The organism is Pseudoclavibacter sp. AY1H1 (assembly GCF_002931055.1).
Lineage (GTDB): Bacteria > Actinomycetota > Actinomycetes > Actinomycetales > Microbacteriaceae > Pseudoclavibacter.
This window is the reverse complement of record NZ_PSXX01000017.1, coordinates 1-26,667: the sequence shown is the minus strand read 5'-3', so window position 1 is coordinate 26,667 and position 26,667 is coordinate 1. Positions and strand designations below refer to the sequence as shown.

The 26,667-nt window shown below is 68.5% G+C and carries 24 protein-coding genes and 1 tRNA gene; 10 read left to right on the top strand and 15 right to left on the bottom strand.

The features are described from left to right. Nucleotides 1-39 precede the first annotated feature (39 nt). Nucleotides 40-687, bottom strand: coding sequence for a vitamin K epoxide reductase family protein (locus C5E05_RS18495; RefSeq protein ID WP_104240408.1), 648 nt, complete (start codon nucleotides 685-687; stop codon nucleotides 40-42). 12 nt (nucleotides 688-699) lie between these two features. Then, nucleotides 700-1,491: a thioredoxin domain-containing protein gene (locus C5E05_RS18490; protein ID WP_104240407.1), complete on the bottom strand. Its 792-nt coding sequence runs from the start codon at nucleotides 1,489-1,491 to the stop codon at nucleotides 700-702. Nucleotides 1,492-1,626: 135 nt separating this feature from the next. Here C5E05_RS18490 and C5E05_RS18485 point away from each other — a divergent pair, with 135 nt between their 5' ends. Next, nucleotides 1,627-2,889, top strand: a complete 1,263-nt coding sequence (locus C5E05_RS18485) for an MFS transporter (RefSeq protein ID WP_104240406.1) — start codon at nucleotides 1,627-1,629, stop codon at nucleotides 2,887-2,889. A gap of 36 nt (nucleotides 2,890-2,925) precedes the next feature. On the opposite strand, the gene C5E05_RS18480 is transcribed toward C5E05_RS18485, so the two are convergent. Both C5E05_RS18480 and C5E05_RS18475 read right to left on the bottom strand, forming a co-directional pair. Continuing rightward, complete coding sequence (locus C5E05_RS18480; RefSeq protein ID WP_181059734.1) at nucleotides 2,926-4,233, bottom strand: D-arabinono-1,4-lactone oxidase; 1,308 nt, start codon at nucleotides 4,231-4,233, stop codon at nucleotides 2,926-2,928. A gap of 210 nt (nucleotides 4,234-4,443) precedes the next feature. Beyond that, nucleotides 4,444-4,516: transfer RNA gene (locus C5E05_RS18475), tRNA-Lys, on the bottom strand. 89 nt (nucleotides 4,517-4,605) lie between these two features. On the opposite strand from C5E05_RS18475, the gene bcp reads away from it, so the two are divergent. After that, nucleotides 4,606-5,085, top strand: coding sequence for a thioredoxin-dependent thiol peroxidase (gene bcp, locus C5E05_RS18470; RefSeq protein ID WP_104240404.1), 480 nt, complete (start codon nucleotides 4,606-4,608; stop codon nucleotides 5,083-5,085). Here the strand turns inward: bcp and C5E05_RS18465 are convergent. Then, the gene (locus C5E05_RS18465; RefSeq protein ID WP_104240403.1) at nucleotides 5,082-5,498 is read right to left on the bottom strand and encodes a hypothetical protein; all 417 of its coding nucleotides are present in this window, start codon (nucleotides 5,496-5,498) and stop codon (nucleotides 5,082-5,084) included. The genes bcp and C5E05_RS18465 overlap by 4 nt on opposite strands. A gap of 179 nt (nucleotides 5,499-5,677) precedes the next feature. On the opposite strand from C5E05_RS18465, the gene C5E05_RS18460 reads away from it, so the two are divergent. After that, the gene (locus C5E05_RS18460; protein WP_068476994.1) at nucleotides 5,678-5,926 is read left to right on the top strand and encodes a WhiB family transcriptional regulator; all 249 of its coding nucleotides are present in this window, start codon (nucleotides 5,678-5,680) and stop codon (nucleotides 5,924-5,926) included. A 48-nt stretch (nucleotides 5,927-5,974) separates the two neighbouring features. On the opposite strand, the gene C5E05_RS18455 is transcribed toward C5E05_RS18460, so the two are convergent. From C5E05_RS18455 to C5E05_RS18445, 3 genes are read right to left on the bottom strand one after another with little or no spacing between them, the layout of a single operon-like run. Beyond that, on the bottom strand, nucleotides 5,975-7,477 hold the full coding sequence (locus C5E05_RS18455; RefSeq protein ID WP_104240402.1) for a sensor histidine kinase: 1,503 nt from the start codon (nucleotides 7,475-7,477) through the stop codon (nucleotides 5,975-5,977). A 9-nt stretch (nucleotides 7,478-7,486) separates the two neighbouring features. Next, nucleotides 7,487-8,998: a P-loop NTPase gene (locus C5E05_RS18450; protein ID WP_104240401.1), complete on the bottom strand. Its 1,512-nt coding sequence runs from the start codon at nucleotides 8,996-8,998 to the stop codon at nucleotides 7,487-7,489. 1 nt (nucleotide 8,999) lies between these two features. Further along, complete coding sequence (locus C5E05_RS18445) at nucleotides 9,000-9,626, bottom strand: hypothetical protein (protein ID WP_104240400.1); 627 nt, start codon at nucleotides 9,624-9,626, stop codon at nucleotides 9,000-9,002. A 125-nt stretch (nucleotides 9,627-9,751) separates the two neighbouring features. Between C5E05_RS18445 and C5E05_RS20655 the strand changes: the two genes are divergently transcribed. Next, complete coding sequence (locus tag C5E05_RS20655; RefSeq protein WP_104240399.1) at nucleotides 9,752-10,063, top strand: helix-turn-helix domain-containing protein; 312 nt, start codon at nucleotides 9,752-9,754, stop codon at nucleotides 10,061-10,063. A 91-nt stretch (nucleotides 10,064-10,154) separates the two neighbouring features. On the opposite strand, the gene C5E05_RS18435 is transcribed toward C5E05_RS20655, so the two are convergent. Further along, the gene (locus C5E05_RS18435) at nucleotides 10,155-10,751 is read right to left on the bottom strand and encodes a hypothetical protein (protein WP_104342758.1); all 597 of its coding nucleotides are present in this window, start codon (nucleotides 10,749-10,751) and stop codon (nucleotides 10,155-10,157) included. 138 nt (nucleotides 10,752-10,889) lie between these two features. Between C5E05_RS18435 and C5E05_RS18430 the strand changes: the two genes are divergently transcribed. After that, a complete protein-coding gene (locus tag C5E05_RS18430) occupies nucleotides 10,890-11,357 on the top strand; it encodes an Rv3235 family protein (RefSeq protein WP_146081182.1) in 468 nt (155 codons plus the stop codon). Between the two features lie 89 nt (nucleotides 11,358-11,446). On the opposite strand, the gene secA is transcribed toward C5E05_RS18430, so the two are convergent. The 6 genes from secA to mtrA all read right to left on the bottom strand — a co-directional run bounded on the left by secA (nucleotide 11,447) and on the right by mtrA (nucleotide 20,734). Continuing rightward, the gene (gene secA, locus C5E05_RS18425; RefSeq protein WP_104240396.1) at nucleotides 11,447-14,401 is read right to left on the bottom strand and encodes a preprotein translocase subunit SecA; all 2,955 of its coding nucleotides are present in this window, start codon (nucleotides 14,399-14,401) and stop codon (nucleotides 11,447-11,449) included. Nucleotides 14,402-14,543: 142 nt separating this feature from the next. Then, complete coding sequence (gene hpf, locus C5E05_RS18420) at nucleotides 14,544-15,212, bottom strand: ribosome hibernation-promoting factor, HPF/YfiA family (RefSeq protein WP_104240395.1); 669 nt, start codon at nucleotides 15,210-15,212, stop codon at nucleotides 14,544-14,546. A 111-nt stretch (nucleotides 15,213-15,323) separates the two neighbouring features. After that, nucleotides 15,324-16,112, bottom strand: coding sequence for a ComF family protein (locus C5E05_RS18415; RefSeq protein ID WP_104240394.1), 789 nt, complete (start codon nucleotides 16,110-16,112; stop codon nucleotides 15,324-15,326). Nucleotides 16,113-16,189: 77 nt separating this feature from the next. Further along, on the bottom strand, nucleotides 16,190-17,908 hold the full coding sequence (locus C5E05_RS18410; protein ID WP_104240393.1) for an LpqB family beta-propeller domain-containing protein: 1,719 nt from the start codon (nucleotides 17,906-17,908) through the stop codon (nucleotides 16,190-16,192). Further along, a complete protein-coding gene (mtrB, locus tag C5E05_RS18405; protein WP_258064924.1) occupies nucleotides 17,905-20,043 on the bottom strand; it encodes an MtrAB system histidine kinase MtrB in 2,139 nt (712 codons plus the stop codon). Before mtrB ends, C5E05_RS18410 begins: the two co-directional genes overlap by 4 nt. A 1-nt stretch (nucleotide 20,044) precedes the next feature. Continuing rightward, entirely contained in the window at nucleotides 20,045-20,734 is a 690-nt protein-coding gene (gene mtrA / locus C5E05_RS18400) for an MtrAB system response regulator MtrA (protein WP_104240392.1), read from the bottom strand. Between the two features lie 118 nt (nucleotides 20,735-20,852). Between mtrA and C5E05_RS18395 the strand changes: the two genes are divergently transcribed. Genes C5E05_RS18395 through C5E05_RS18375 form a run of 5 tightly spaced genes read left to right on the top strand, consistent with a single transcriptional unit; the run spans nucleotide 20,853 to nucleotide 26,459 of the window. Continuing rightward, complete coding sequence (locus C5E05_RS18395; protein WP_146081181.1) at nucleotides 20,853-22,178, top strand: hypothetical protein; 1,326 nt, start codon at nucleotides 20,853-20,855, stop codon at nucleotides 22,176-22,178. After that, nucleotides 22,178-22,855 carry a DUF4129 domain-containing protein gene (locus C5E05_RS18390; RefSeq protein WP_104240390.1) on the top strand — a complete coding sequence of 226 codons (678 nt, stop codon included), beginning with the start codon at nucleotides 22,178-22,180 and terminating at the stop codon, nucleotides 22,853-22,855. The genes C5E05_RS18395 and C5E05_RS18390 overlap by 1 nt, the downstream gene beginning before the upstream one ends. After that, nucleotides 22,852-24,150: a DUF4350 domain-containing protein gene (locus C5E05_RS18385; protein ID WP_104240389.1), complete on the top strand. Its 1,299-nt coding sequence runs from the start codon at nucleotides 22,852-22,854 to the stop codon at nucleotides 24,148-24,150. Before C5E05_RS18390 ends, C5E05_RS18385 begins: the two co-directional genes overlap by 4 nt. After that, complete coding sequence (locus C5E05_RS18380; RefSeq protein WP_104240388.1) at nucleotides 24,140-25,093, top strand: MoxR family ATPase; 954 nt, start codon at nucleotides 24,140-24,142, stop codon at nucleotides 25,091-25,093. The genes C5E05_RS18385 and C5E05_RS18380 overlap by 11 nt, the downstream gene beginning before the upstream one ends. A 58-nt stretch (nucleotides 25,094-25,151) precedes the next feature. Then, entirely contained in the window at nucleotides 25,152-26,459 is a 1,308-nt protein-coding gene (locus C5E05_RS18375; protein ID WP_104240387.1) for a DUF58 domain-containing protein, read from the top strand. The last annotated feature ends 208 nt before the right edge of the window (nucleotides 26,460-26,667 follow it).

The following is a 26,667-nucleotide window of genomic DNA, read 5'->3' as shown; positions in this document are numbered from 1 at the left end:
CGAAGTTCGGACCGGGGTTCTTGCGTGCGCGCTGCGCGCCTAGAAGGCGAGGTAGGGCAGGAGCCCCGTGAAGATCACGGCGGCGACCACGAGGTACCAGACGATGATGATCGTCAGCAGGAACGGGGCGAGCTTCTCCCCTACGCGCTTGGCGCCGGCACCGAGGTGCCCGTGCGCCATGTTGAAGATCGTGCCGGTCGAGACGAGGGGGATCGTCGCGGCCCAGATGATCATGCACCACAGGCACAGGCGGGCGAGCTCGAAGGCGCTGTACCACTGCAGGTAGCTGACGAGCGCTGCGGCACCCACGAGCCCGACCTGGAACGCGACCCAGAACCAGCGGCGGTAGCTCGCGCCGGCGAGGATCCCCGCGCCGATCGCGACCGTCACCGCGAAGGTGACGAGCCCGATGATGATGTTCGGGAAGCCGAGGATCGCGCCGGCGGACGACTGCATGGCAGGCCCGCACGTGACGAAGACGTTCAGGTCGCAGATGAGCGCTTGCGTGGGCTCCTGCAGCTTGTGGATGTACTCGACGGTCAGGAAGAAGCTCGCAAGCAGACCGACGCCGCCGAAGACGACGAGCGCCCACGCCACGTTCTGGGGCGTTCGGACGAGCCAGGGCAGCTTGGCTGCGCCGCCCTGCTCGTCCTCGATGGTCTCTGCCGGTTCGGAAGAGCTCGCCATCTCGCGTGCCCGCTACTCGCCGGTGTTCGCGGTGCCGGCAAGCGCCATGAGCGCCTCGACGTCCGGAGGAGTCTGCTGCAGCTCGCCGTCCACGAAGATGCTCGGGGTGCCGGAGACGCCAGCCTCGCGCGAGGCGGTCGTGTTCGAGGCAGCCCAGCCCGAGAACTCGCCGTTCGTCGCAGCGGCGAGCGCTTCCGGGTTCGTGACGCCCAGCTGGCTGAGCGCCGAGGAGTAGTCCGCGGGGCCCCAGCTGGTCTGCGTCTGTGCGGGGATGCCGAAGAGTCCGTCGTGCACCGCGAAGAAGGCGGAGGGCTCGTACGCCACAGTCGAGGCGATGGCGGCTGCGGCCTCGGCACCGTACGGCGCGACGATGTTGATCGCGTGGTAGGTGACCTGCATCTCACCGGCTGCGACGAGGTCGTTGTACACGGCCCCGGTCTGCTCGTGGTAGTCCACGCAGTGGGGGCACGAGTAGTCGTAGTAGTAGTCGATCTTGACCGGAGCATCCGCTGCGCCGACGACGATCGCCGAGTTGTCGACGACCTGGATGGGCTGCTCGACGGTCGAGCCGTCGAGGCGCGCGACGGCGACGTTTCCTTCAGCCGAGATCTCGATCTTCTTGCCGAACCAGGTCGAGCCGAACACGGCGAGCAGCACGATCGCGCCAAGCACGACCACGGCGCCGACGATGATGCCGACCTGCGTCAGGACGCGCGTGCGCTTGGCGCGCGCTTCTTCCTGCTTGCGGATGGCGTTGGCCTCCTCGCGAAGCTTCTGGATGTGTTCGCGGTTCTTGTCTGCCATTGCGGCTCTCCTCGGGTTCGACGACCGGCGTCATTGTACGTGAGATCATTTTGTGACCTTCACATAAATACTTGCGGCCACAACCATTACATTGTGCACCCCCGCGACCAAGACCACCCCCAGGGAGCCGCTGCCGTGAGTTCGATGTTCCGCTCGCTCCGTGAACGGAACTACCGCATCTGGTTCGCCGGGTCGCTGACATCCAACGTCGGAACGTGGATGCAGCGCACCGCCCAGGCGTGGATCGTGCTGACCGAGCTCACCGACAACGACGCCACCGCGCTGGGCGTCGTCATGGCCCTGCAGTTCGGCCCCCAGCTGCTGCTCGCCCCCTACGCGGGGGTGATCGCCGACCGCGTGTCGAAGCGGAAGGTCCTCATCTGGACGCAGTCGGTCATGGCCGTGCTCGCGCTCGCGCTCGGCGCCATCGTCACTGCGGGCGTCGCCGAGCTCTGGCACGTGTACGTCTTCGCCCTGCTGCTCGGCTGTGCCGCGTCCCTCGACGCCCCAGCACGCCAGGCCTTCGTCTCGGAGGTCGTCGGGCTCAAGCTGCTGTCGAACGCCGTGGCGCTCAACTCAGCGTCGTTCAACGGTGCCAGGATGATCGGCCCGGCGGTCGCCGGGGTCCTCACCGTGTTCATCGGCGCCGGCCCCGTGATCCTCGTCAACGCGCTCACGTACGTCGCCACGATCGCCGCGCTCCTGGCCATGCGCACCTCGGAGCTGCTGCCGTCTCCCCCGTCGAAGCGAGGTCGTGGCCAGATCCGGGAGGGCATCCGCTACGTCGCGAACCGCCCCGATATCGTCGCCGTGCTCGTGCTGGTGTTCCTCCTCGGCACCTTCGGACTCAACTTCCCGATCTACACCGCGACGATGACGACCATGGAGTTCCAGGGCGGCGCCGACAGCTTCGGGCTGCTCTCCTCGATCCTGGCCATCGGCTCGCTCGGCGGTGCGCTGCTCGCCGCGAAGCGGGAACGCGCCAGGTTCCGCGTACTGCTCTCCTCGAGCGGGTTCTTCGCGCTCAGCTGCCTCGCGGCGGCCCTCGCGCCGACCTTCTGGCTGTTCGCGCTGGCGCTCATCCCGATCGGCTTCACCTCGCTGAGCGCCATCACGACCGCGAACGCGCTCGTGCAGGGCAGCGTCGAGCCGTCCATGCGCGGACGGGTGCTCTCGCTGTACATGGCGATCTTCCTCGGCGGAACCCCGATCGGCGCGCCCGTCGTGGGGTGGATCGTCGAGCTGTTCGGGCCGCGAGCCGCCCTGCTCGTGGGCGGCGCATCCGGAGCCGTCGGAGCCCTGCTCGCCGCCTGGATCCTGCATCGGGCCGGAGCGTTCAGATGGCGCGACAGGCCATGGCGCCAACCGGACGACCCGCGAGCCGACCAACCGCTCTGAGCGGCCCTGAGCACGCCCCGCAGGGCCGCAGGGCCGCTAGTGCGCCCCGAGGACCCGCGTGAGGTGCGCGTTGTCGAACACGCCTGCGGGGTCGAGTCGCTCCCGTGCCGTATGGAAGTCGCCGAAGCGCGTGATGACGTGCTTGAACTCCTCGGCCCGCACCGTGTGGAAGCTCCCCCAGTGGGGCAGACCCCCGAGGCGGAGGAACAGGTCTTCTGCGGCGCTGAAGATGGGCCGAGCGTCGAGCGTCGACGGAACCCGGACGGCGATGTTGCCGACGGCCCTGCGGTACGCGTTCGACAGGCACGCGTCGTCGGCGGCAGTCGTCGAGATGCGCACGGCGTACGGCAGGTTCAGGTGAGCGCGCTCGATCGTCTCGTCGAGGGCGCGAAGCACCTCAGGCGTCTCGGCGATGGGGAACGAGTACTCGAGCGACGCGAACCGCACCGGGGCGGGCTCCGCGAGCGCCCGCATGGGGCCGAGGGTCGATTCGCCCACCGGATGCACGCGGTTCGCGAGCCTGTTCACGGCGGGAGTCAGCAGCGGCAGCGACTTCGAGAGCCCGATCGCGAGCACCTCGCCAAGCGCACCGAACGACGCCGAACGCCGTGACGGCGTCGGCTCGTCGGCGATCTCACCGGACTCGCGGAACCCCTGCGTCACGAACACCTCGTCGGTGTGCGGCCGCCAGCTCGCGGAGAAGTGGTCGGCCCCGGAGGCGAGGACCTCGAACTCGTCGACGAGCGCGCTCATGCGCATCTCCTCGGCGGAGGTGCGGATGCGGTAGCCGGGCACGATGCGGAACACGAGCTCCGTGAAGACGCCCAGCGCGCCGAGGCTGAGCTTGACCGATGGCCAGAGCTCGAGATCCTGGTGGGCGCTGACCGTGACCAGCTCGCCCGTGCCCGACACGAGCGTGGCCGAGACCAGCTGGGACGAGAGGCTCGCGAAGCGCGCGCCCGTGCCATGGCTCCCCGTGGCGACGGCACCGCCGAGCGTCACGGCCGGGTTGTTCGGGATGTTCTCGAGCTGCCAGCCGTAGGACTCGAGGAGGGCCCCGGCCTCGGCGATCGTGGTGCCCGCGCCGAACGCGGCCTCGCGGCTGTCGAGGTCGATCCAGTTCAGGCCGCGCAGCCCGCGCGCGTCGAGCAGGACATCAGGTGCTGCAGCCAGGGCGTTCGAGGTGTGGCTCGCGCCGACCGGACGAACGTGCCTGCCACTCGCGTAGGCGTCCGCGACGATCTGCTGCACGTCTTCAGCGACCCGTGGAGCAACGATGCTCGAGGGGTTCGCCCGTGCGGTTCGCGGCCAGTTCGCCCACAGTTCACCGGGTGCATTCGTCACGGAATCCGCCTCCTCGTCGTCGGCGCGTTCCGCGCCAAGCCAGTGCATGCCCATTCTGCCAGCACCCAGCCTCCAAGAACGGCAGACCGGCGATGGGCGGGCCGGCGAGGCACCCTGCGGGGAGATGCAAGAGCCTGCGTACCGACGCCGGGGACTGCGCACAGATGCAAGAAGGCCCGGTAGCTGGCGAGAGCTACCGGGCCTATCTCGTACACCCCCTCGGACTTGAACCGAGAACCCATTGATTAAGAGTCAATTGCTCTGCCAATTGAGCTAGAGGTGCATGTCGTTCCGTTTCCGTGGCGACCGAGAGAGCATAGCACTGTTTTGAACTCGAAGTCCAATCGGCCGCAACATGCCACGATTGAGGGCATGACGACAACAACTCCGGCCCGCCTCGAGCCGGGCACCAGCGCCCCGGACTTCACCCTGACCGACCAGGACGGCAGCGCCGTCTCCCTCGCCGACTTCCGCGGCAAGCGGGTCATCCTCTACACGTACCCCGAGGCCTTCACGCCCGGATGCACGGCTGAGGCCTGCGACTTCCGCGAGAGCGACGCTCCCCTGCGCGCAGCCGGCTACACGATCCTCGGCATCTCCTCGGACGACCCGGAGAAGCTGGCCGAGTTCCGCGAAGCGGAGCACCTCGACTTCACGCTCCTGAGCGACGCCGATCACGCGGTGCAGACCGCCTACGGCGCGTACGGCGAGCGCAACAAGTACGGCCGCGTCGCGGTCGGCTCCATCCGCTCCACCTTCGTGATCGACGAAGAGGGGCGCATCGTGCACGCGCTCTACAACGTTCGAGCTGCGGGCCACGTCGCCCGCATCCTCAAGCTGCTCGAGGTCTAGCGGGACTCGGCCAGCTCGTCGTCGTCGCGGTGCAGTGCACGGCCGGTCGCCGGATGCACGGCCGCGACGACGCCGACGAGGCTGACCGCGGTCAGCGCCCAGCCGACCCAGACCGCGATATCGCCCTGGAGGAACACCCAGGCGACTGCCAGCTGCATGATCTGCCAGGTGATGGCGGCACCACGGACCCAGGAGCGCAGGCGGAGCGTCGAGACGGCGACGAGCGCCAGCAGAACGGCCCCGAGCAGCGACAGGCCAGCGAGCGCAAGGGATGAGGCGAGGAACTCCGCCTCCTGCGCAACCGTCTCGATGACGAGGAACACCGTCGCGGCGGCGAGGATCGCGGCCTCGAGCCCGAGGACTCCGGCGAGCAGCAGGACGGTCTTCGGGCGCTTGGTCGTGCCGGTGCTCACGAATTACCCCTTGCCTGGAAAATCACGCTGTGGCAAAATCTTTCTCTAGGTAGAGATACCCGGAGGAATGCAAAATCGAGGCCAAGTCTATAGGCCAGTCACCGCATCCCGGGTTCCAGAACTTCGCTCCCAGCGGAGCGTTTTTGTGCGCGAGGCGCACTCGATAAGGAGCACCACTGATGGATTGGCGCGACACTGCCGCCTGCTTGGACGCAGATCCCGAGCTTTTCTTCCCCGTCGGGAACACCGGCCCAGCTGTAGACCAGATCGATGCTGCGAAGGCCGTCTGCGCTTCGTGCAAGGTCACCGAGGTATGCCTCCAGTACGCACTCGACACCGGTCAGGATTCCGGCGTCTGGGGAGGCCTCTCGGAGGACGAGCGGCGCGCACTCAAGCGACGCGCAGCGAGGGCTCGACGAGCTTCCTAGCAACCGAACATTCCGCGGCCTGGCCGCGGATCGCCCGACGGGCGGCGCTCACGCGCCGCCCGTTTCGCGTTTCCAGCGGCTCGGGATGCGCAGCTTCACCTGCGTGCCCTCACCTGGCTCCGAATGCCATTCGATCGAGCCACCGAGTTCGCCCTCGACGAGCGTGCGCACGATCTGCGTTCCGAGACCCGCCCCGATTCGTCCGGCGACGAATCCGGAGCCGGTGTCGGCGACCGTGACGGAGAGGCCTCCCGGCGTCTGCTCAGCGGTGACCGTCACCTCGCCTTCCTGGCCGGCGAGGCCGTGCTCGACGGAGTTCGTGACGAGCTCGGTGAGCGCCAGGGCGAGGGGGGTCGCGTACTCGCTCGGCAGCGTGCCGAAGCGCCCGCTGACGACGGGCCTGACGACCGTGTTGGAGGTCGAGGACACTTCGGTGATGAGCTTCATCACGCGGAGGAAGACCTCGTCGAAGTCGACGGTCTGCGAGAAGCCGCCGGAGAGCGTGTCGTGCACGACCGCGATGGAGGACACACGCCGCATCGCCTGGGTGAGGGACTCCCTGGCTTCGTCGCTGCGGGAGCGACGGGCCTGGATGCGCAAGAGGGCCGCGACGGTCTGGAGGTTGTTCTTGACCCGGTGATGGATCTCGCGGATCGTGGCGTCCTTGGTGATGAGCTCCTGCTGCTGGTGCCTGACGTCGGTCGTGTCACGGCAGAGGACGATCGCGCCCGTGCGCTCTCCGTGCGCTCGCAGCGGGAGTGCACGCAGGGTGACAGTGATGTCTCGTGCCTCGACGTCGGTCATCCAGGGTGCTCGACCGGTGACGACAAGCGGAAGCGCCTCATCGACCGTGACGCGGCTCTTGTCGTGGACCAGGGCGGAAGCGACTTCCGAGAGCACCTCGCCTTCGAGCTCGCCGCCGAAGCCGAGCTTGTTCATCGCGCTCAGCGCGTTTGCGCTCGCGAACGTGACGACCCCATCCCGGTCGAGCCGGATGAGGCCGTCGGAGGCGCGTGGCGCGCCCCGGCGGGAGATCTGCGGGGCTTCCGGGTCTGGGAAGGCGCCTTCCTCGATCATGGCGAAGATCTCGTCCGCGCAGTCACGGAAGGTCTCTTCCTGACGAGTGATGGAACGCGTGCTGCCGAGATTGGTGTGCCGTGTGATGACGGCGATGGGGTGCTGGCTCACACCCTCGCCGGGGAGACGGCAGAAGACGGGCGTCACGAGAAGCTGTGTCGGGATCTCGTCGAACCAGTCGGGTTCTGTCGATCGCACGGTTGTGCCCTCTTCGTAGGCACGGCGGACGGCGACCGCCCACTGCTCGCGAACGGGCTGCCCGATGAGGTCTCGGTAGAACAGCGTCGGGGCGCTCGATGGGCGGCCCTGCGCGACCGCTACGAAGTCGTCGTCCTTGGTGTGGACCCAGAGAACCACGTCGGCGCACGAGAGGTCGGTGAGGAGCTGCCAGTCGGCGCTCAGCTGGAGTATCCACGACTGCTCAGCTTCACTGAGGGTTCCGCGGCGCTGGAGTTGCGAGGAGAGACTGGACACTCGGTCAGCTTAGGAGTTCTGACCTTGCAGTTCGCCACGACCGCGCCAGAATCGACGAAATGGGGCACTTCCTGCTGTCCGCTTGCCGAGGCGCACGCCGTCGACAGCCGGGGTGTTGACTTCCGCCTCCGCCAGCAATGAGTCTGCGACGTAGCTGGAGATCGCGCGTGCGAATCCGGAGCGGGGACTCGCGTAGGTCACGGGCTCGCCTGCGAGGAGCGCACGGTCGCACGCCGACTGGTCGAGCGGGATGAGGGCGCTCGCCTGCAGACCGGCGAAGCGCGAGAGCACGTGCTTGATCTGTCCCGCTGCGCCAAGGCCGACCGCCTCCCCCCGCACTCGGTTGACGATCACGTCCACAGGGGTCTCGCCGGTGATCTCGATGAGGTTCACCCTCGCTCGCAGGAACCGCTGCAGGCCGACCGCCTGCCCGTCTGCGACGGCCAGGATCCGGTCCGCAGCGCCGAGTGAGGTGAGCGTCGCCGCCGATCGACGAGGGGAGAACGCATCGCTCGCGATCTCGTCGTCCCTCTCGAGGCTGAACCCCACGTCCACGACGACGAGATCGGCGATCTCCCGGCATCTCTCGAGCACCGTGAAGACACGCTCCCGACTGAGCTCCGGCCACCTGGCAGGGTTGGCGATGCCCGTGAGCACCAGCAGCTCGTCTCGACCGATTGCAGAGGGGGCCGCGATCCGCTCGAGCTCGGCGAGCGTCAGCCGCGCCGCACCCGCGAGACGGCACGCGGCTGCGAAGCCAGGGGCCTCGTCGGTGATGCCGAGCATGGCGGCGAGCGATCCCCCGTAGCTGTCGGCATCGATGAGGAGCACCCTCCGGCCTGCCGCGGCCGCGCTGGCGGCGACCGCGGCCGCGACCGTCGACGCCCCCGGCGCCCCGTGCGAGCCCCAGACTGCGAGCAGGGCGCCCCTTCCTCCCCGCTCTCCTCTTCGTGCTGGACGTGGTGCCTCTGCGGCGCCCGGCTCTCTCGTCGCCCGAGTCGCCGCGTGTGCACGGGCTCGCCCAGCACGCCTGGCCGCTGAGCGGCTGCCCTCGGCCACCGGAACGCGCTCCGTGTCGCGGGCTGCATGCCGCGCGTCCGTCGGGCGAGGCAGAGCCGCAGGAGGCCTCGCGAACGAGGGCGACTGCTGTGGGATCGGCCCCGTCGAGACATCGCCGACGCCGTCTGGCGCGGACTCGAGCAGCATCTCGATCTCGCTCCAGCTCGCCGCCGCCTCCACGACCTCCCGCGCGGAGAGCGCCTCCGCGTTGCGGCGCTCGAGGTCGCTTGCCACCACGACGATGAAGCGCGCCCCGAACCGGACGCAGGCGGCGAGGCTCCGTGCCGTCAGGGTCTCCGGCGCGCCCTGCAGGAGGACGATCTCGGGGCGGAGACGCTCGATTGCTGTTGCGGCGGCGAGTCCTCCGGAGACCCGGTCGACGATGTCGTGCCCGGCCGCGATGATGCCCTCAAGGAGGCGGGCCTCGATCTCGAAGTCGATGGCCATGAGGATGCGCGCCACCTCAGTGCTCCGCCTCGAGGTACACAGGCACAAGCGCGACGCGGGCGTCGTTGCTGACGACAGCGAGCAGCGTCGGTATCTCGCTCTTCGGGAGGAGCAGTTCGACGCGATCGGCCTGGCTGCGCGAGAGCGCTCCTTCCCGGGGGAGGATCTTCGCGACGATGGCGCTTGCCGAGATCAGGACTGGCGCACCGTAGGTTCCTGGGCTGCTCTCCTGGCTCGACCAGAGTTCCACCGCGCCGCCCGCACCCAGCTCGGTCGGGAGGCCGCCCGCGATCTCCACGACGATCGAGGTGCGGCTGGTGTCTGCGGCTCCGATCAGGGATCTCGGGACGAGCTCGCCCGACTGCACTGCCTGCGTCACGACGAACTCGCCCTGCGGGGCGGTCCCGACATCGAGGTACGCCCCGGCGCTCGCTCCGAGACCCACCTCGACCGGGACGAGGTCATCGACCGTCAGCACCGCGCCTGGCGCGATCGTCGATGCCGCCGCGTAGGCGACCGATGTGCGGTTGCCGACGACGAGCACCCCCACGACCCCCAGCACCGAGACGGCGACGAGAAGCACGCCGATGACGACCCGCGGGTCGACCCAGCGTCTCGGTTTCCGAGCCTTGGTCACGGTCATGCGTCTCTCCCCCACCGTCGGTCGCCAGGCGCGGCGACTCGGACATCGTGGCGCAAGGTGGGAAACGGCGCAGAAGTTATCCACAACGCGGGGCGAGCAAGCGAGGTCGGGCGATAATCGACGGCATGAACGCATCCGTTGACCCCCAGTCAATCGGCCGCTTCCTGACCCTCGCCGAGGTCTGCGAGATCCTCAACGTCACGATGGATGTCGCAATGGGACTCGTGCAGAGCGCGGAGCTGCCCGCGATCCGCATCGGCGGAGTCGGCGAGTGGCGGGTCGAGCGGAGCATGCTCGAGCAGTACATCGACGACCAGTACGACTACCAGCGCCGTGTCGCCGCGCTCCGGCAGGCCGAGTTCGCCGACTCCGGCGACTTCCTGACCGCTGACGAGCATCAAGACGAGGCACCCCCGCGACTTCGACCACTCCTCTAGCTCGCACCTCTTCAAGCGCTCACACCGAGCCAGCGACGCGGGAGAGTGCCGCGCGGGCGTGCGAGGCCGCGATCCTCGGCCGGTCCGCGGCTCAGTCGCCGGCGAGGATCACGAGACGCAGATCGTCGAGCGGGATGATCCGGTAGGCGACGACATCCCTCGAGCGACGCGCGACCCCTCGCTCGTGCACCGCGACGTCGACGTGGTCTCGGGCGACGCGGTCGATGGTGCCGACGATCGACCCAGTGGTCACGACGAACTCGCACTGCGCTCGGCGCCGACCAAGGTCTCGGAGTGCGAACGCCAGCCCCAGCCTGCCGGAGAGATCGCCCGGCCTGTTCCCCGTTGACTCGCGGAGGCTCGCGAGCAGCTGCGCCTCCGTGAGCACCAACGACGCGATGCCGGCAGTCGGCACGATGCAGACGCGAACTCGCCCCGATTCCGCGACGAGCTCGGCCGAGAGCCAGTCGCTGCCGAAGGCCCGTGGGCGCACCGCCACGATCGAGCCGTCGGACATCTGCAGCGACACGGGCTCGTCACCGCTCTCCGCGAGCGCGACGAGCCGTTCACGCAGCGAGAGCCGACCGACCCGCAGCCGTTCGTCGTCGATGGCGCGCCTGGCGGCCTCGTCGTCGATCCCGCCCTGAAGCTGACCTGCGAGGTCGTCGAACATGTCGTCCCAGCGCACGCGGCCAGCGTAGGGGCAGGCGCAGCAGCGGCGAGGGTTATCCACAGGGCAGTTCGAACCTCGCGAGCCGAGCCGGACGCGTGGTTTCATGACGCCAGGCGGTTCGGGGGGAATCGCCGCAGAACATTCGGGGGCCGCATGTTGCCAGCGCGCAGCATCGGGGCGCTACGCGCCGTCGATGCAGCTCATCCATCCGCCACGTCCGGGGCGGGGGTGCTCATCGATGCCGATCCGCTGTTCGTCCGCGAGCGCACGGCCGCGAGCGACCTGCCGGAACCGAGCCCGCTCATCTCGAACCTCGCGAGGAGCGTCGTCGAGGTGATCGCGGGCGTCCGAGACATCGAGCAGCTCTCACGGTGGGTCACCGACGACGTCTTCCGCCATCTCCTCATCCGCACGCAGCACGCGAACAGAGCGCGGCAGGCACGACGGCGACCGACGCGACGCCCGCACTTCGTGGAGCTCAGCCTGCGAGTGCAGACCACAAGCGAGAACATCGTCGACGCGGTTGTCATCCTCGATTTCGGGGCGCGCGTTCGCGCGGTCACCGTGCGGCTGGAAGGGCTCGACCGTCGCTGGCGGGCGTCCGCGATCCACGTGCTCTGATCGCGGTTGCGGCGCCTCGGACGACGCAGCGGGCGCCCCACACTGAGGGACGCCCGCTGGTCAGGGTGCTCGACTCCGAGCAGCCGTCGTTACTTCTTCCTGCGGCGCTGAGCCCGGTTGCCCGCTGGCTGTCCACCCGGCTTGGACGTCGCGCCCTTGCCGAACGAGCTGCCTGCAGCCGGCCCTGAGGACTCCGCCTCCGCCTGCTCGCCCTGCTCCGCAGCCTGACGCTTGGCGGGGTTCCCCGAGCGAGAGACAGGCTGGCGGGGTCGCGTGCCCTGCGGGGCCTTCGCGACCGGTGCCGCGGGCTCCTCGCCAGCTTCCTCACGAGCCTGGTCGAGCGCCGACGAAGTGCCGAGGTCGCGCTCGCGACGCTTCGCGTCCGCCGTCGCCCGCTGGTTGAGCTGGCCACGCTCGTTGCGCACCTCGACCTCACCCTGGTCGGTCGCGGCAGAGTAGCTCAACGCGGTCTGGGCCTTCTCGTCCAGCCCCTTCGCGACGATCTGCACGTCCGGGGTCTCACTCGCAGACGGGGTCTCGTCCTTCTTGACGGTGACCTCGAGGTTGTAGAGGAACCCGACGGACTCCTCACGGATGCTGCCGAGCATCTGCTGGAACATCGCGAAGCCCTCACGCGTGTACTCCACGAGCGGGTCGCGCTGGGCCATCGCACGCAGACCGATGCCGTCCTTCAGGTTGTCCATCTCGTACAGGTGGTCGCGCCACTTGCGGTCGATGACACTCAGCACGACGCGTCGCTCGAGCTCGCGGGTCGCTTCCTCGCCGATCGACTCCTCACGACGCTCGTACGCGAGACGTGCATCGGAGAGCACCTCCTCCTCGAGCATCTTCCTCGTGAGCTTGCTGCGCCCGCCAGCCTCCTCGAAGAGCTCGTCCTCGGTGATGCCGACCGGGTAGAGCTGCTTGAGGTCGGTCCACAGGGCGTCGAACTCCCAGTCGTCGCCCGTGCCGTCTCCCGTGTGCTCCTGGATGATGTCGTCGATGGCGTCGGTGAGGAAGTTCTGCACCTTGTCGGCGATGTCGTCGCCCTCGAGGATGCGGCGGCGATCGCTGTAGATCGCGGTGCGCTGCTCGTTGAGCACGTTGTCGTACTTGAGCACGTTCTTGCGGATCTCGGCGTTGCGGGACTCGACCTGGGACTGCGCCGACCGGATGGCCCTCGACACGATGCGGGACTCGAGGGCGAGGTCGTCGGGTGTTCCGTCGCCTGCCATGATCGCGCGCGTCGCTCCCGTGTTGAAGAGACGCATGAGGTCGTCGGTCATCGACAGGTAGAAGCGGCTCTCGCCGGGGTCGCCCTGACGGCCGGAGCGGCCGCGGAGCTGGTTGTCGATGCGGCGGGACTCGTGACGCTCGGTGCCGAGGACGTAGAGCCCCCCTGCCTCAGCCACCTCGTCAGCCTCGCTCTTCACCTGCTCCTTCATGGAGCCGAAGACCTCGAGCCACTTCTCGTCGTACTCGTCCGCGTTCTCCTGCGGGTCGAGACCGAGCGCCGTCATCTCGGCGACGGCGAGGAACTCGGCGTTCCCGCCGAGCATGATGTCGGTACCGCGGCCGGCCATGTTCGTCGCGACCGTGACGGCGCCTCGGCGCCCAGCCTGGGCGACGATCGCCGCCTCGCGTGCGTGGTTCTTCGCGTTGAGCACTTCGTGCTTGATGCCGCGCTTCGCGAGGAGCTTCGAGAGGTACTCGCTCTTCTCGACGCTCGTGGTGCCGACCAGGACCGGCTGGCCGGTCTCGTGGCGCTCGACGATGTCCTCGACGACCTGATCGAACTTGACCTTCTCGTTCTTGTAGACGAGGTCGGGGTTGTCCTTGCGCTGCATGGGGCGGTTCGTGCGGATGGGCACGACGCCGAGCTTGTAGGTGCTCATGAACTCCGCGGCCTCGGTCTCGGCCGTACCGGTCATGCCTGCGAGCTTGTCGTACATGAGGAAGTAGTTCTGCAGCGTGACCGTCGCCATCGTCTGGTTCTCGGCCTTGATCTGCACCCCTTCCTTCGCCTCGATGGCCTGGTGGAGACCCTCGTTGTAGCGTCGGCCCTTGAGGATGCGGCCGGTGTGCTCGTCGACGATGTTGACTTCGCCGTTCTGCACGACGTATTCCTTGTCGCGCTTGAAGAGCGCCTTCGCCTTGATGGCGTTGTTCAGGAACGAGATGAGCGGGGTGTTGGCCGACTCGTAGAGGTTGTCGATGCCGAGGGCGTCTTCCACTCGGTCGATACCCGGCTCGAGCACGCCGATGGTCCGCTTCTTCTCGTCGACCTCGTAGTCGCGGCCTTCCTTGAGCTTGCGCACGATCGAGGCGAACTCCGAGTACCACCTGTTCGCGTCACCCTGCGCTGGCCCGGAGATGATGAGAGGCGTTCGGGCCTCGTCGATCAGGATGGAGTCGACCTCGTCGACGATCGCGAAGAAGTGGTCGCGCTGCACCATGTCCTCTGATCGCCAGGCCATGTTGTCGCGGAGGTAGTCGAAGCCGAACTCGTTGTTCGTGCCGTAGGTGACATCGGCGGCGTACTGCTCACGGCGCTCGGCCGGGGACTGCCCCGCGACGATGCATCCGGTCGTCATGCCGAGGGCGCGGAAGACGCGGCCCATGAGGTCGGACTGGTAGGTCGCGAGGAAGTCGTTGACCGTGACCACGTGCACGCCCTTGCCGGCGATGGCGTTGAGGTACGCGGGCAGGGTCGCGACGAGGGTCTTGCCCTCACCGGTCTTCATCTCGGCGATGTTGCCGAGGTGGAGCGCCGCCCCACCCATGAGCTGCACGTCGTAGTGCCGGAGGCCGAGCACACGTCCCGCGGCCTCGCGGACGGCACCGAAGGCCTCTGGGAGGAGAGCGTCGAGCGACTCCCCAGCCTCGTGACGCTCACGGAACGAGACCGTGATGTCACGGAGCTCGTCGTCGCTGTACTCCTTGAAGGCGTCCTCGAGGCGACCGACCTGCTTGGCTACGCTCTCCAGCTTGCGAAGGGTGCGCCCTTCGCCCATGCGGAGGATCTTCTCGAGAACTGAGGCCAAGGTCTGCTCCTACTGGTTGACGCAAGTGGCGCGAGAACGCGCGGCGAAGCACAGCCCGTGCTGTGCACATCGGTTGATTCTACGCACCTCGCCCCGTCCGATGCTGGATGCATCGACCGGGGCGAGGTGGGCGAGAACGGAACTAGGAGACGGGAACCGAGTTCTCGTCGAGCGCGATGACTCCGTAGTCCCAGCCGCGGCGTCGGTACACGACGCTCGGACGGAGGGACTCACTCTCGATGAAGAGGAAGAAGTCGTGCCCGAGGAGCTCCATGTGGTCGACGGCTTCGTCGTTGCTGAGGCGCTTGGGGGCGAAGGTCTTCTCCCGGATCACCACGGGCGAGTAGAGCTCCTCGAGGCTCTCCTCCTCCGCCTCGATCTCCGACGCGGTGGCGCCGGATTCGACGAGGCGGATCGTGTCGGTGTTGGCGGGAGTGACGTCGATCTGCGCGAAGTTGTCGGCGGCCGCCTCCTGGAGACGGAGTGGCGTGTGCTGGCCGCGGTGGATCTTCTTGCGGTCCTTGTTGCGGCGAAGTCGCTCGACGAGCTTGTCCAGGGCCAGATCGAAGGCCGCGTACTTGTCACCGGCCTCGGCCTCGGCGCGGACGACCGGGCCGGGTCCGAAGAGCGTGATCTCGACTTTGCCCTTGTCGAGCAGGTTTCCAGCCCTGTCGGTTCGCTTGGTCAGCTTGATTTCCGCTGCCTGCGTCTTGCCATCGAGAAGCGAGACCTTCGCAAGCGCCTTCTCGGTGGCGTACTCGCGGAAGCGGTCCGGGATCTCGGTGTTGCGACCGGTGATCGTGATTTCCATGTCACTCTCCTGTCGTTCTGCACGAGGCCGAGGTGTCACTGCCTCGTGATGCTGTGCCGCAATCGTAGACCCCTATTCACCCGGTGTTGTCTGCGATTTCGCAGACATGCCCTACCCTCCGCGCGTGTCGACTTCCGGGCGCGCTGCCCTCGCAGATCTGCCGACTGTCTCGGCGACGACGACGCATCCGACCACGACCGCGCCGACGCTCTCCAAGGCACGGACCGCTTCACGCATCGTCGCGCCACTCGTGACGACATCGTCGACGAGCACCACCCGCGCGCCTGCCAGTCCCGGGTCGGCGGCGAAGGCGCGCCGCAGGTTCTCGGCCCGAGCGGGGGCCGTGAGCCCAGCTTGGTCCTGCACGCGCCGGACGAGTCGGAGCGCCCGCACACTCCTCGTCCCTGGCAGCGCCTGCTCCCAGAGCAGAGCGAGGTGCACGTAGCCACGAGCACGGATCGAGCTCGCCGACGACGGGATGAGCACCGGCACCCAGGTCGCGGAGACGGGCCCGGAGTGCGGCGCCGCCTCCCGACCGCTTCTGGCAGCGGCGGCGAACCCCGAGACCGCCGACCGCAGGAGCACCCCGAGCGGGCGCGCCGCATCCGCTCTCCCCCGTTCCTTGAGCGAGGCGAGGAGCACCTTCACGGAGCCCTCGTAGGCGCAGGCGGCGATGACGGGGATCCGGCCTCCATCAGCGGCGATGATCCTCACGCCGCACGCCCGCACCGCAGCGAGCCGGGCAAGCTGCTCAGCGCAGCCCCGGCAGAGCGCGCGACCGAGCCGGCCGCAGGCGGCGCAGGCGACGGGGAGGAGAACCGCCAGTGCGTCGAGTGAAGCTGCGCGCAGTCGCTCCACCCGGTCGTGGAGCAGCGCTGTGACGCCGGCGGGCAGGGGCATCGTCCAAGCATGACGACAAGCGAGGGCGAGACGCTGCCTCGATCCCGGTGCTGTGGAGAACCGAGACCGGCCCTCGATCACACCTGGGTCAGGATGAAGTCGACGACAGCCTCCGACTGCTGCCACCTGTTGCCCTTCGGCACGTAGATATGGCGGTCCTTGTCGAGCACTCGAAGACCGGCGGGCGTGTTGCTCCCCGTGATCTGCTGCCCTTCGAGCACGGCGCCGTTGACGCTGACCGTGCCGCCGACCGTCTGCGTGCGCACCTCGGCAGTGCCCTCGCTCCCCGTCGCGAGCACCGCGAGCGAGGTCTCATCGACCCAGGCGAGGTCGATCGGCGAGGCGCCGCCCGGCTCGAGGATGAGCGGGTTGCCGAGCGCGATCGGCCGGTTGGTGCTGGGCTCGCGTTCGATCGCCATGACGGCGACCTTGACTCCGACGGAGCTGTTCTCGAGCACCGCGAGCCTGGCGCCGTCTCGAGACACGGCGATGGACCGATAGCCGGTCGCGCCGACGTTTTCCGCGGGCTCCAGCCAGCTGTGCTGACGGTCGTCGACATCCGTGGCACGGAGCCCGGAACCATCCGTGCTGCCCGTCCAGGTGTACCCCCAGCTGTCGAGGCTCATCGCGAGGGGACCCGGCCTGGCGTCGACGAGCAGCGGGTCGGGGACGGCGATCGGGGTCGTGTAGACGCCGTCGGGCGTCACGAACGAGGCGACATCGCCGGCGCTCGAGTAGGCGCCCTTCTGCGGGGTGAGGGAGGCGATCGCCCCCTGCAGGGCCGCGGTCTCCGGCGACGCCGTCACGTTGACGCCGCTCAGGAATCCGAGCTCGCCGCCCTTGTAGACGAGGGGGGTGCTGGTCACCTGTCGGTTGACGACGACGGCGTCCTCAGGAGGGAGATCCTGGTCGATCGGGACGCCTGTGATGGACATGGTGACGCTCGTGATCGACTCGAAGTCGGCGAAGCTCTCGGTGAGCTGCAAGAGCATCCGCGAATATCGTTCGGGAGAGGCCGAGGAGAGAACCGACGAGAAGTCGACATCGGCGACGTCTCCCTCGACGGTCACGGCGCCGAGCAGCGTCACGTCGGAGGGGATGGCGCTGACGACGTTGCCCTCGGCGAGCCAGGGCGCCGGCCCGTTGACCAGGGCACGCGCGATGCGCGTCATCGCGGTCTGCTGCGCGTCGAACCACCGGACGTCCGGGACGAGCCGCGAAAGCGTGTCGTCGTAGAAGTAGAGGGTGTAGCTCTTGAAGAGACTGCGGAAGTTCTGGTTCAGCAGCACGATGCCGGGAGGCGCCTCCGTGATCCTCCACTCACCGTCCGCGTTCTGGGCGAGCGTGAAGTCGAGGCGCTCGGTCGTCCCGCTCTTGAGCTCGCTGTAGATGCCCTCGGCATCGACGCTGGCCGAGGACTTGTAGCTCGCTTCGACCCGATCGGACCCGTCGTCGACCACATCGGGGACGGAGGCGGTGACGATGATGCGCGCGTTCGGGTCCCACTCCTGCCGGAACGATTCGTCGAGGTACTGCCGAGCGACCTCGTAGTCGTTCTGTGTTCCCGTTCCTGCATCGAGGAACCCCTCGATCACCTCCTCGCGGCTCATGCCGTCTCGCGGCGGATCGGGGAAGAAGCTGTACGACTGGTCGCTCTCCTGCTGCTCGGACTCGCCCGCGAGGACCTGGCCGGAGGTCGGGATGCGGGCGCATCCGACGAGCACGAGCATCGCGATGACCAGGATTCCTGCCGCGGCTCCCCGCGTCGCGCGCCGTCGGTTCGCAGCTCGTCTCATGTCCGCTCCTCCTGCCCCTGCTCTGCTGATTCCCCGACGGGCGGGTCCTCGTCCTCTGTGTCCTCGCGCGCATCCTCGCCGCGCGTGCCCTCGTCGCCTTGGTCGTCCTCGCGGCGCATGTCGGCATCGCCGTCGTGATCGTGATCGTGTTCGTCGCCATCGTGGTCGTCGATGCTGGGAAGCGAAGGCACGGACTCGGGAGCCGAGCTGGTCACCACAACAGCTTCCGCATCGTCCCAGGGTGCTGGGGTCTGCGCCGGCTCGTCGAGGGACGTCGCCTCGATGACATCCATCGAGTTCGTGGGTGCCGAGGAGACGAGCGGTTCGGCGTTGGAGGAGCGCATGCCGACGAGGTCAGGCAGCTCGATCGGCTGAGTGTCGACGTCTTCGTCGGTGAACGCCTCGGAGGACGCATCCTCCTCGTCGATCGTGACGGTGGCGGCACCTGCATCTCCGGGCTCGAGCGGAAGCGGTGAGCCCATGATCTTGCCGCCGACGAATCTCGGCAGGGTGAGCCGGAAGTTCGTCCCCTTGCCCGATTCCGACCAGACCTCCAGGCGCCCCTCGTGCAGGCGAACGTCCTCGAGCGAGATCGCGAGACCGAGACCGGACCCGCCCATCGTGCGCTTGCGCGACGGGTCGGCGCGCCAGAAGCGGTCGAAGACCCTGGTGCGCTCGGCCTCGGTCATGCCGATGCCGTAATCGCGCACGGACAGCGCGACGGCAGACTCGTTGGAGTCGACCGACACGACGATCGGCTTCGCCTCCCCGTGCTCGATGGCGTTGCCGAGGAGGTTCCTGACGACGCGGTTGATGCGGCGGGCATCGAACTCGGACTCCCCGTAGCCACCTGGCGCCTTGAGCACGAGGCGCGTGCCGTGATCGAGCGCGACCGGGGTCATGGCGCCGATGACGTCGTCGGCGACGGTCGCGAGGCTGTTCGATTCCCGCAGGATCTCGACCGCTCCGGCGTCGTACCTGGAGATCTCCAGGAGGTCGGCGAGCAGGATCTCGAACCGTTCGATCTGGTCGTGGAGGAGCTCGACCGACCGCGCCGTGACGGTGTCGAAGTCGTCGCGACGGTCGAAGAGCATCCCACCGGCGAGACGGATGGTCGTGAGCGGCGTGCGCAGCTCGTGCGAGACATCTGAGACGAAGCGCTGCTGCACCTGGGACAGGTTCGCGAGGCGCTCGATCTGGTCCTGCAGGCTGTCCGCCATCTCGTTGAACGACCTCGCGAGCGTCGCGATGTCGTCCTCTCCCGACTCCGGCACGCGCTGCTCCAGGTGCCCCGCCGCGAGGCGCCTGCTCGTCTTCGCGGCCTCCCGAATCGGCTGGATCACAGCCCGCATGACGAACCCCGTGATGACGGCGACCAGGAGCACCAGGACGATCATGGCGACCACGAGGGTGCGCTGCACGAAGTCGAGCGTCTGCTGCGTCTCCTCCATCGAGTACACGAAGTACATCTCGTACTGGCCGAGGCTCTGCACGGTGACGGTCGAGCCGATGACGATGCCGGGCACCTCGTTGCCGAACTCGTCGACGAGCGCGATCGACTGGTAGTACGTCTGCGGCGACGCCGAGGTCGTTCCGGTCGCCGCGGTCTCCGCGCCCGACCTCACCGCTTCCTTCAGCTCCGGCGAGACCAGATCGGCCGAGACTGGCCCCTTCGCCAGCGCCCGCAGCTCGTTGGATTGCTCCTCGCCGTCCGACGCCCCCTGCATGAAGATGACGCCGTAGCTGTTGGCCGCCGAGTCCTGCGCCGCGTCAACCGCAAGCGTCTGCAGGGTCTCGAGGGCCGCGCTGTCGGTCTCCTCGCCTGAGGCGAAGACCGTCTGAGCCGCGGTCACAGCACGCTCGGTCTCCGAGACGAGGGGCCTGAGCCTCGAGTTGAACAGGTCGCTCGCGATGGAGTTGGACATGACGAAGCCGACGGACAGCACCGTCGCCGTCGTCAACGCGACCGAGAGCGCGATCGTCCGGAAGGGAAGCGACGTCCGCCAGAGGAAGACGAGGTTCCGCCAGACCCCGTGCGCGGAGCGCCACCGGTACGGGACGCGGATGCCCTCCGTGTCGACGTCGGGCGTCCGAGAAGAAGGGGTGGAGGTCGTCCGCCGGGCTACTGCGCTCACGTCAGGAGAACGCGGTCGTGTTCCCAGCGCGGTACCCCACGCCGCGAACCGTCGCCACGATCTTCGGGTGGTCCGGGTCGTGCTCCACCTTCGCGCGCAGGCGCTGCACATGCACGTTGACGAGACGCGTGTCGGCCTTGTACTGGTAGCCCCAGACCTGCTCGAGCAGCTCCTCGCGTGTGAAGACCTTCTGCGGCTTCGCGGCGAGCGTGAGCAGCAGATCGAACTCGAGCGGAGTCAGGTTGATCTGCTCCTCGCCGCGCAGGACCTCGTGCGCGTTGACGTTCAACGTGAGGTCGCCGACGCGGATGATGCTCTGCACCTCCGGCTGGCTCGCGCGCAGCCGGGTCTTGATGCGAGCGACGAGCTCCTTGGGGTTGAAGGGCTTGACGATGTAGTCATCGGCACCGGCTTCGAGCCCGCGGACCACGTCGGTCGTGTCCGACTTCGCGGTCAGCATGATGATGGGCGTGCCGGATTCCGCGCGAAGCAGGTGGCAGATCTGGATGCCGTCCAGGCCGGGAAGCATGACATCGAGCAGGACGAGTTCCGGCTTGACCCGACGGAACTCGCCGAGGGCAGCCGCGCCGTCGCCGCAGAACTCGGGTTCGTAGCCTTCGGCCCTGAGAACGATGCCGATCATCTCCGACAGCGCGAGGTCGTCATCGACCACGAGGATGCGTTCGCCCACAGAACCCTCCCTGTTCCAGAACCTGCCCGAGACCGGGCGCTTCCCTCAGCGTAGCGGGCATAGTCCCCTCAGAGGCTCAACCCAGAGTGCGCGGCGCGGGGTGTGCCACGATGGACGCGTGACGCATGGCCCATACGAGCACGCACCCGAGCCCAACCACGCGTATCCGCCGCAGCCCGGAGCGCCGACGCCGAGCGCCTTCCCGCAGGCCGGTCACTGGCAGGGCCAGGGGCAATGGCAGGGACAGCAGCCCGATCAGTACGGCGCACCCGGCCCGGCGAGCTGGCAGTACGGACCTCCGCAGGAACCGGGCCAGGGCCAGCCGGGCGGTCAGTGGATGCCGGCCCCGACGCCCGGCCTCTTCCCCCTCCGTCCGCTCGCCTTCGGCGACGCTCTCGCCGCGACGTTCCGCCTGTTCCGCACCTCACCGAAGACAACGCTCGGGAGCGCCGTCATCGTCATGGGAGCAACGACGCTCTTCGCGAGCCTGCTTCCCGTCGTCGTCGGAATGCTCATGTTCACGCGCATCCCCTTTGGGGGAAGCCAAGAGGACATCGCGCCGATGCTGGTCTCCTCCATCACGCTGACATCGCTTGCCGCGATCCTCGGCCTCGCCGTCGCGGGGGTCGGCTCAGCGCTCCTGCAGGGCATCCTCGTGCGCGTCGTCGCCCGTGGCGCGATCGGCGAGAAGCTCGGCTTCAAGGAGGCCTGGCGCGCGGGGTGGCGCGGCATCTGGCGACTGATCGGGTACGCGCTGCTCGTCGGAGTCGGCGCGGTGGTGCTCATCGCCGTCGGCTGGCTCCTCATCCCGCTCATCATGTTCGCCGTCCTCTCGGGGTCAGGCGGAGATGAGGCGACGATCGCCGGCTCGATCGGGCTCGGCGTCATCTTCACGCTGCTCCTCGGCGGGGCGACGGTCGTGCTCATGGTGTGGCTCGGCATCAAGATCATGTTCGCCCCGAGCGCCATCGTCCTCGAGGGCCTCGGCCCCATCGCCGCCATCCGCCGCAGCTGGAACCTCTCCCATGGCAACTTCTGGCGAGTGCTCGGGGTCGTCGTCGTCATCCAGGTGATCCTGAACGTCGCCACCGGCGCCGTCTCGACGGTCGCGCAGCTGGCCGTCAGCCTTGGTCAGGTCATCATCCTGCCCCTCGGAAGTGGCGAGTCGTCCGAACCTGACGCTGGCACGATCGTCGCGTTCGCGCTGATCCTGCTCATCACCTCCGCGCTGCAGGTGCTCCTCGGGGCGATCGTCCTCGTCCTGACGAGCGGGAACGCGACGATCCTGTACTTCGACCTGCGGATGCGCAAAGAGGCGCTCGGCGTCACCCTGCAGCGATATGCGGAGCAGTCCGCGGCCGGTGCCGACATCGCCGATGCTGACTTCGACGTGCAGGTGCAGCGGCCGGTCTCCGCGACGGGGGCTCCGGGGTACGTGCGCTGATGCGGCTCGGCCCGTGGGTCGGCTCGATGGAGCCGCCGCTCGAGATCGACGAGGATCCGGCGCGCGATCTTCTGCAGGGTGAGCTCGCGAAGGCCGAGTACACGCAGGCCTCCCCCACCTGGCTCGATCTCTGGATCGACGATTTCTGGAACTGGGTGAATGACCTGCTCCAGCCCATCGAGGGGGTGCCAGGGGGCTTCTCGCCGATCGCGCTCATCCTGGGCGGAGTTGTCGTCCTCGGCGTCCTCGCGCTGCTCATCGGCCGGCCGATCCTCGCGCAACGAGCGAGGCGACGGACCGGAATGCCCGCGGATCTCTTCGACGGCGATGAGCGCTCTGCTCGCGACCTGCGCGGTTCCGCTGCGGCGGCGGCATCGCGAGGCGATTTCGAGACGGCCGTCGTAGAGCAGTTCCGGGCGCTCGCTCGGGCAGTGCACGACCGCACGGTTCTCTCTCTCAGTCCTGGGATGACGGCGACGGCGGTCGCGGAGGCGACGGGCGTCTCGTTCCCCGGTCACGCTCCAGCGCTGCACGTCGCCGCGAAGTCCTTCGACGCTGCCAGATACCTCGGCCTCGGAGCCTCCGAGGCCGACTGGCACCAGCTGCGCGATCTCGACCTCGCGCTCGACTCGGCAGCACCGGTCAAGCTGGCCTCGTTCTCCGGGCGGGCCTCGTGAGCATCACGCGGGCCGCGACGCCGACCGTTTCGGAGCGGCTCAGACGCGCGCGTCCGTGGCTGCTCATCGCCGCGGGCGCGGTCGTCATCGCCGTGACGAGCGCGCTCCTCGCCGGGGGGATAGCAAGCGCGACCTCGCCGTATCTCGGCGTGGACTCCGCACAGCCCAACGGAGCGAAGGCCGTCTTCACCGTGCTCGGCGACCAGGGCGTGTCCACGAGCGCGGCGACGAGCCTCGAGGAGGCTCGGTCGCAGCTGCGGGATGCTGAGGGCGATACGACGCTGGTCGTCCACGACCGTGACGGCCTGGCTGTCGATGACCTCGCCGCGCAGATCGCGGAGCTGGACGCGGAGCGGGTGCTGCTGCTCGCGCCGAGCCGGGACCTCCTCGAGGCGTTCGACGGGGCGATCGTCGTGGGCGGCGTCGGTGCCGACGGTGAAGATGCAGACACGGTCGCCGCCGGCGAGGAATGCGCTTCACCGCTCGGAGATCTCGCCCCCGACATCTCCCAGCGGGGTGCGCGGCTGTACCAGCTGAGTGACGAGGCCTCTGGAGGGAGCGCCTGCTACGCCGAGTCCGGGCGCTTCGCCTACGTCGAGACGGAGCTCGCCTCCGGAACGGAGCTCGCCGCGCTGGGCGCGACCGACAACCTCAGCAACGGCGAAGTGCTCAGCGCCGCGAACGCGGCCATGGGTCTCGCGGTCCTCGGCGAGACGGAGTCGCTGGTCTGGTACGTGCCGGGCGTCGCCGACGCCGAGGCGGTCTTCGGAGCGCAGCCGTCGCTCGGCACCTACGTCCCGCCGTGGCTCACGCCGACCATCCTCATCGCGCTCGCTTCGCTGCTCGGAGTGATGGTGTGGCGAGGACGCCGCTTCGGGCCCCTCGTCGAGGAGCGGCTGCCAGTCGTCGTCGAGGCTTCCGAGACGATGCAGGGCCGCGGCAGGCTCTACGCGCAGCAGCGGGCCCGGCTTCGCGCCATCGACAATCTCCGCATCGGCACGACGACTCGTCTCGCGAGGTCGCTCGGGCTAGCCCGCGCGAGCCACGTCCAGGACATCATCACATCGAGCGCTGCGGCCCTCGGGGCGAACCGAGCCGCAGTCGCGTGGACGCTGCTCGACGCCGTTCCCGGCAGCGAGGCCGAGCTCCTCGATCTGAGCCAAGCGCTGCTGACCCTTGAACGGGAAGTCGCAGCAGCCGTCGATCCGAGCAGCGCCCGCCCTCGCCAGGCCCGCCCCACGACCACCGACCCAAGCAGCACCGCCGAGAACAACGGAGGCACCTATGAGCACTGATGTCCGTGAAGCACTGCAGCGAGTCCGCGGCGAGGTCGCCAAGGCCGTCGTCGGACAGGAGCGCGCCGTCGACGGCCTCCTCGTGGCCCTCCTGGCAGGAGGGCATGCACTGCTCGAGGGTGTACCCGGCGTGGGCAAGACGCTGCTCGTGCGCACGCTGAGCGAGACCCTGTCGCTCGACACGAAACGGGTCCAGTTCACCCCGGACCTCATGCCGGGCGACATCACCGGGTCGCTGGTCTACGACTCCGCAGCCGGCGAATTCGAGTTCCGCGAGGGCCCCGTCTTCACGAACATCCTCCTCGCCGACGAGATCAACCGCACGCCGCCGAAGACGCAGTCGGCCCTGCTCGAGGCGATGGAGGAGCGACAGGTGTCCGCCGACGGCGTGACCCGCGCCCTCCCGGCTCCCTTCCTCGTGGCGGCGACGATGAACCCCATCGAGTACGAGGGCACGTACACGTTGCCCGAGGCGCAGCTCGACCGCTTCCTGCTGAAGCTCGTCCTCGAGCTCCCATCCCGGGACGCGGAGTTCGAAGTGCTCCGGCGGCATGCCGCCGGCTTCTCGCCGCGTGACCTGCGGGCTGCCGGGGTACGGAGCGCCCTCTCTGCCGAGGAGCTGCGCCGAGCGCAGGCTGAGGCGGCTGCCGTCGAGGTGCGAGCGGATGTGCTGGCGTACATCGTCGACATCGCCCGCGCGACCAGGCAGTCTCCGTCCGTGCGGATGGGGGTCTCTCCCCGCGGGGCGACGGCCCTCATGTCGGCCAGCAAGGCGTTCGCATATCTGAGCGGCTACCAGGCGGTGACTCCGGATCACGTGCAGGCGATGGCGCTTCCCGTCCTCCGCCACCGCCTCCAGCTCCGGCCCGAAGCCGAGCTGGAGGGGGTCGGCGCCGATGCGATCCTCCGCTCCGTGCTCGCGCAGGTGCAGGTTCCGATCTGAGCCGTGCAGGCTGCGCAATCACCGTTGAAGTCGAGAGCTGGAAGGGAAGCGTGAGCACATGGTCGTGAGTGGACGCCTCGTCCTCCTGACCGCCGTCGGGGCGGTACCCGTGGTGCTCTTCGGGCAGACCGCCGAATCGGCGTATGTGACATTGGCGATCTGGCTGCTCTTCGTGCTGCTCACGTCCATCGCGGATGTCCTCCTGGCGGGGGCACCGCGTCAGGTCGAGATCGAGCGGAGTCTGCCTTCGCGGGTCCGCCTCGGCGAGGCGGCCGTCAGCCGCGTCGCCATCACGAACCGCGGCTCACGCACGCTGCGGCTGCAGGTGCGCGACGGCTGGGAGCCGACGGCCGGCGGCACGCAGCACCGACCGAAGCTGGATGTGCCAGTCGGCGAGCGCCGCGTGGCCGAGTTCCCGCTGCTCCCGTCGCGCCGCGGCGACCGTCGGGCCGAGCTCGTCACGCTCCGCAGCTGGGGTCCGATGGGGCTGGCGGCCCGACAGGTGAGCCTCGCTGACCGCGGAGTCCTGCGGGTGCTCCCTCCCTTCAACTCGAGGAAGCATCTCCCCTCACGTCTGGCGCGCCTCCGCGAGCTGGACGGCGCCACGCGCCTCATGGTTCGTGGGCAGGGCACGGAGTTCGATTCGCTGCGCGAGTACGTGCGGGGCGACGACGTCCGCTCGATCGATTGGCGAGCCACCGCTCGTCGTCAGGACCTGGTCGTACGGACCTGGCGGCCCGAGCGTGACCGCCGCGTGGTGATCGTGATCGACACCGGGCGAACGTCGGCGGCTCGCGTCGCGGACGAGACGCGCCTCGATACTGCCATCGAGTCGGCGCTGCTGCTCGCGGCGCTGGCGACGCGTGCGGGTGACCGCGTCGATGTCGTCGCCTGGGATCGTCGAGTGCGGGCGCGCATCCAAGGCGTCTCGGGGGCTGAGCTGCTGAGCCGCATGGTCGAGTCGCTCGCGGATGTCGAGCCCGAACTCATCGCGACGGATTGGCGGGCCATCCCAGGGCTGGTGCGTGGAGTGACGACACACCGTTCTCTTGTGGTCATTCTCTCGACACTGGAGACCGGTGGCACCCTCGAGCCCGTCATCGCTGCGCTGCCGCAGCTGGCGAGCAAGCACGTCGTCGTGTTGGGGTCGGTGCTGAACCCGGATGTGCACGAGGTCGCCGTGCGTCGTGAGACGCGTGAGCAGACGTATGCTGCGTCGGCCGCGGAGCGCGCGCTCCTGGACCAGGAGCGCGTGCGTCAGACGGTTCTCCGCCTCGGCGGAGACACGGTGACAGGGACGCCATCGGCGCTGCCGCCAGCGATCGCCGACCACTACATCGAGCTGAAGGCCACGGGCCGCCTCTAGGCGTCTCAGCGTGCGCCAGGGCTGCGGGGGCTCATCTCAGCAGGCCTTGGCGCACATCCGCCGCTCCGCCTGCAATGCTGTTGTTTTCGGGCAACAAAAAAGCCGGGGCTGGTCATCGAGGAGCATCTCTGCTCACTCAACAACCAACCCCGGCTTATGAAGAAGTCCGGCGGTGACCTACTCTCCCACAGGGTCCCCCCTGCAGTAC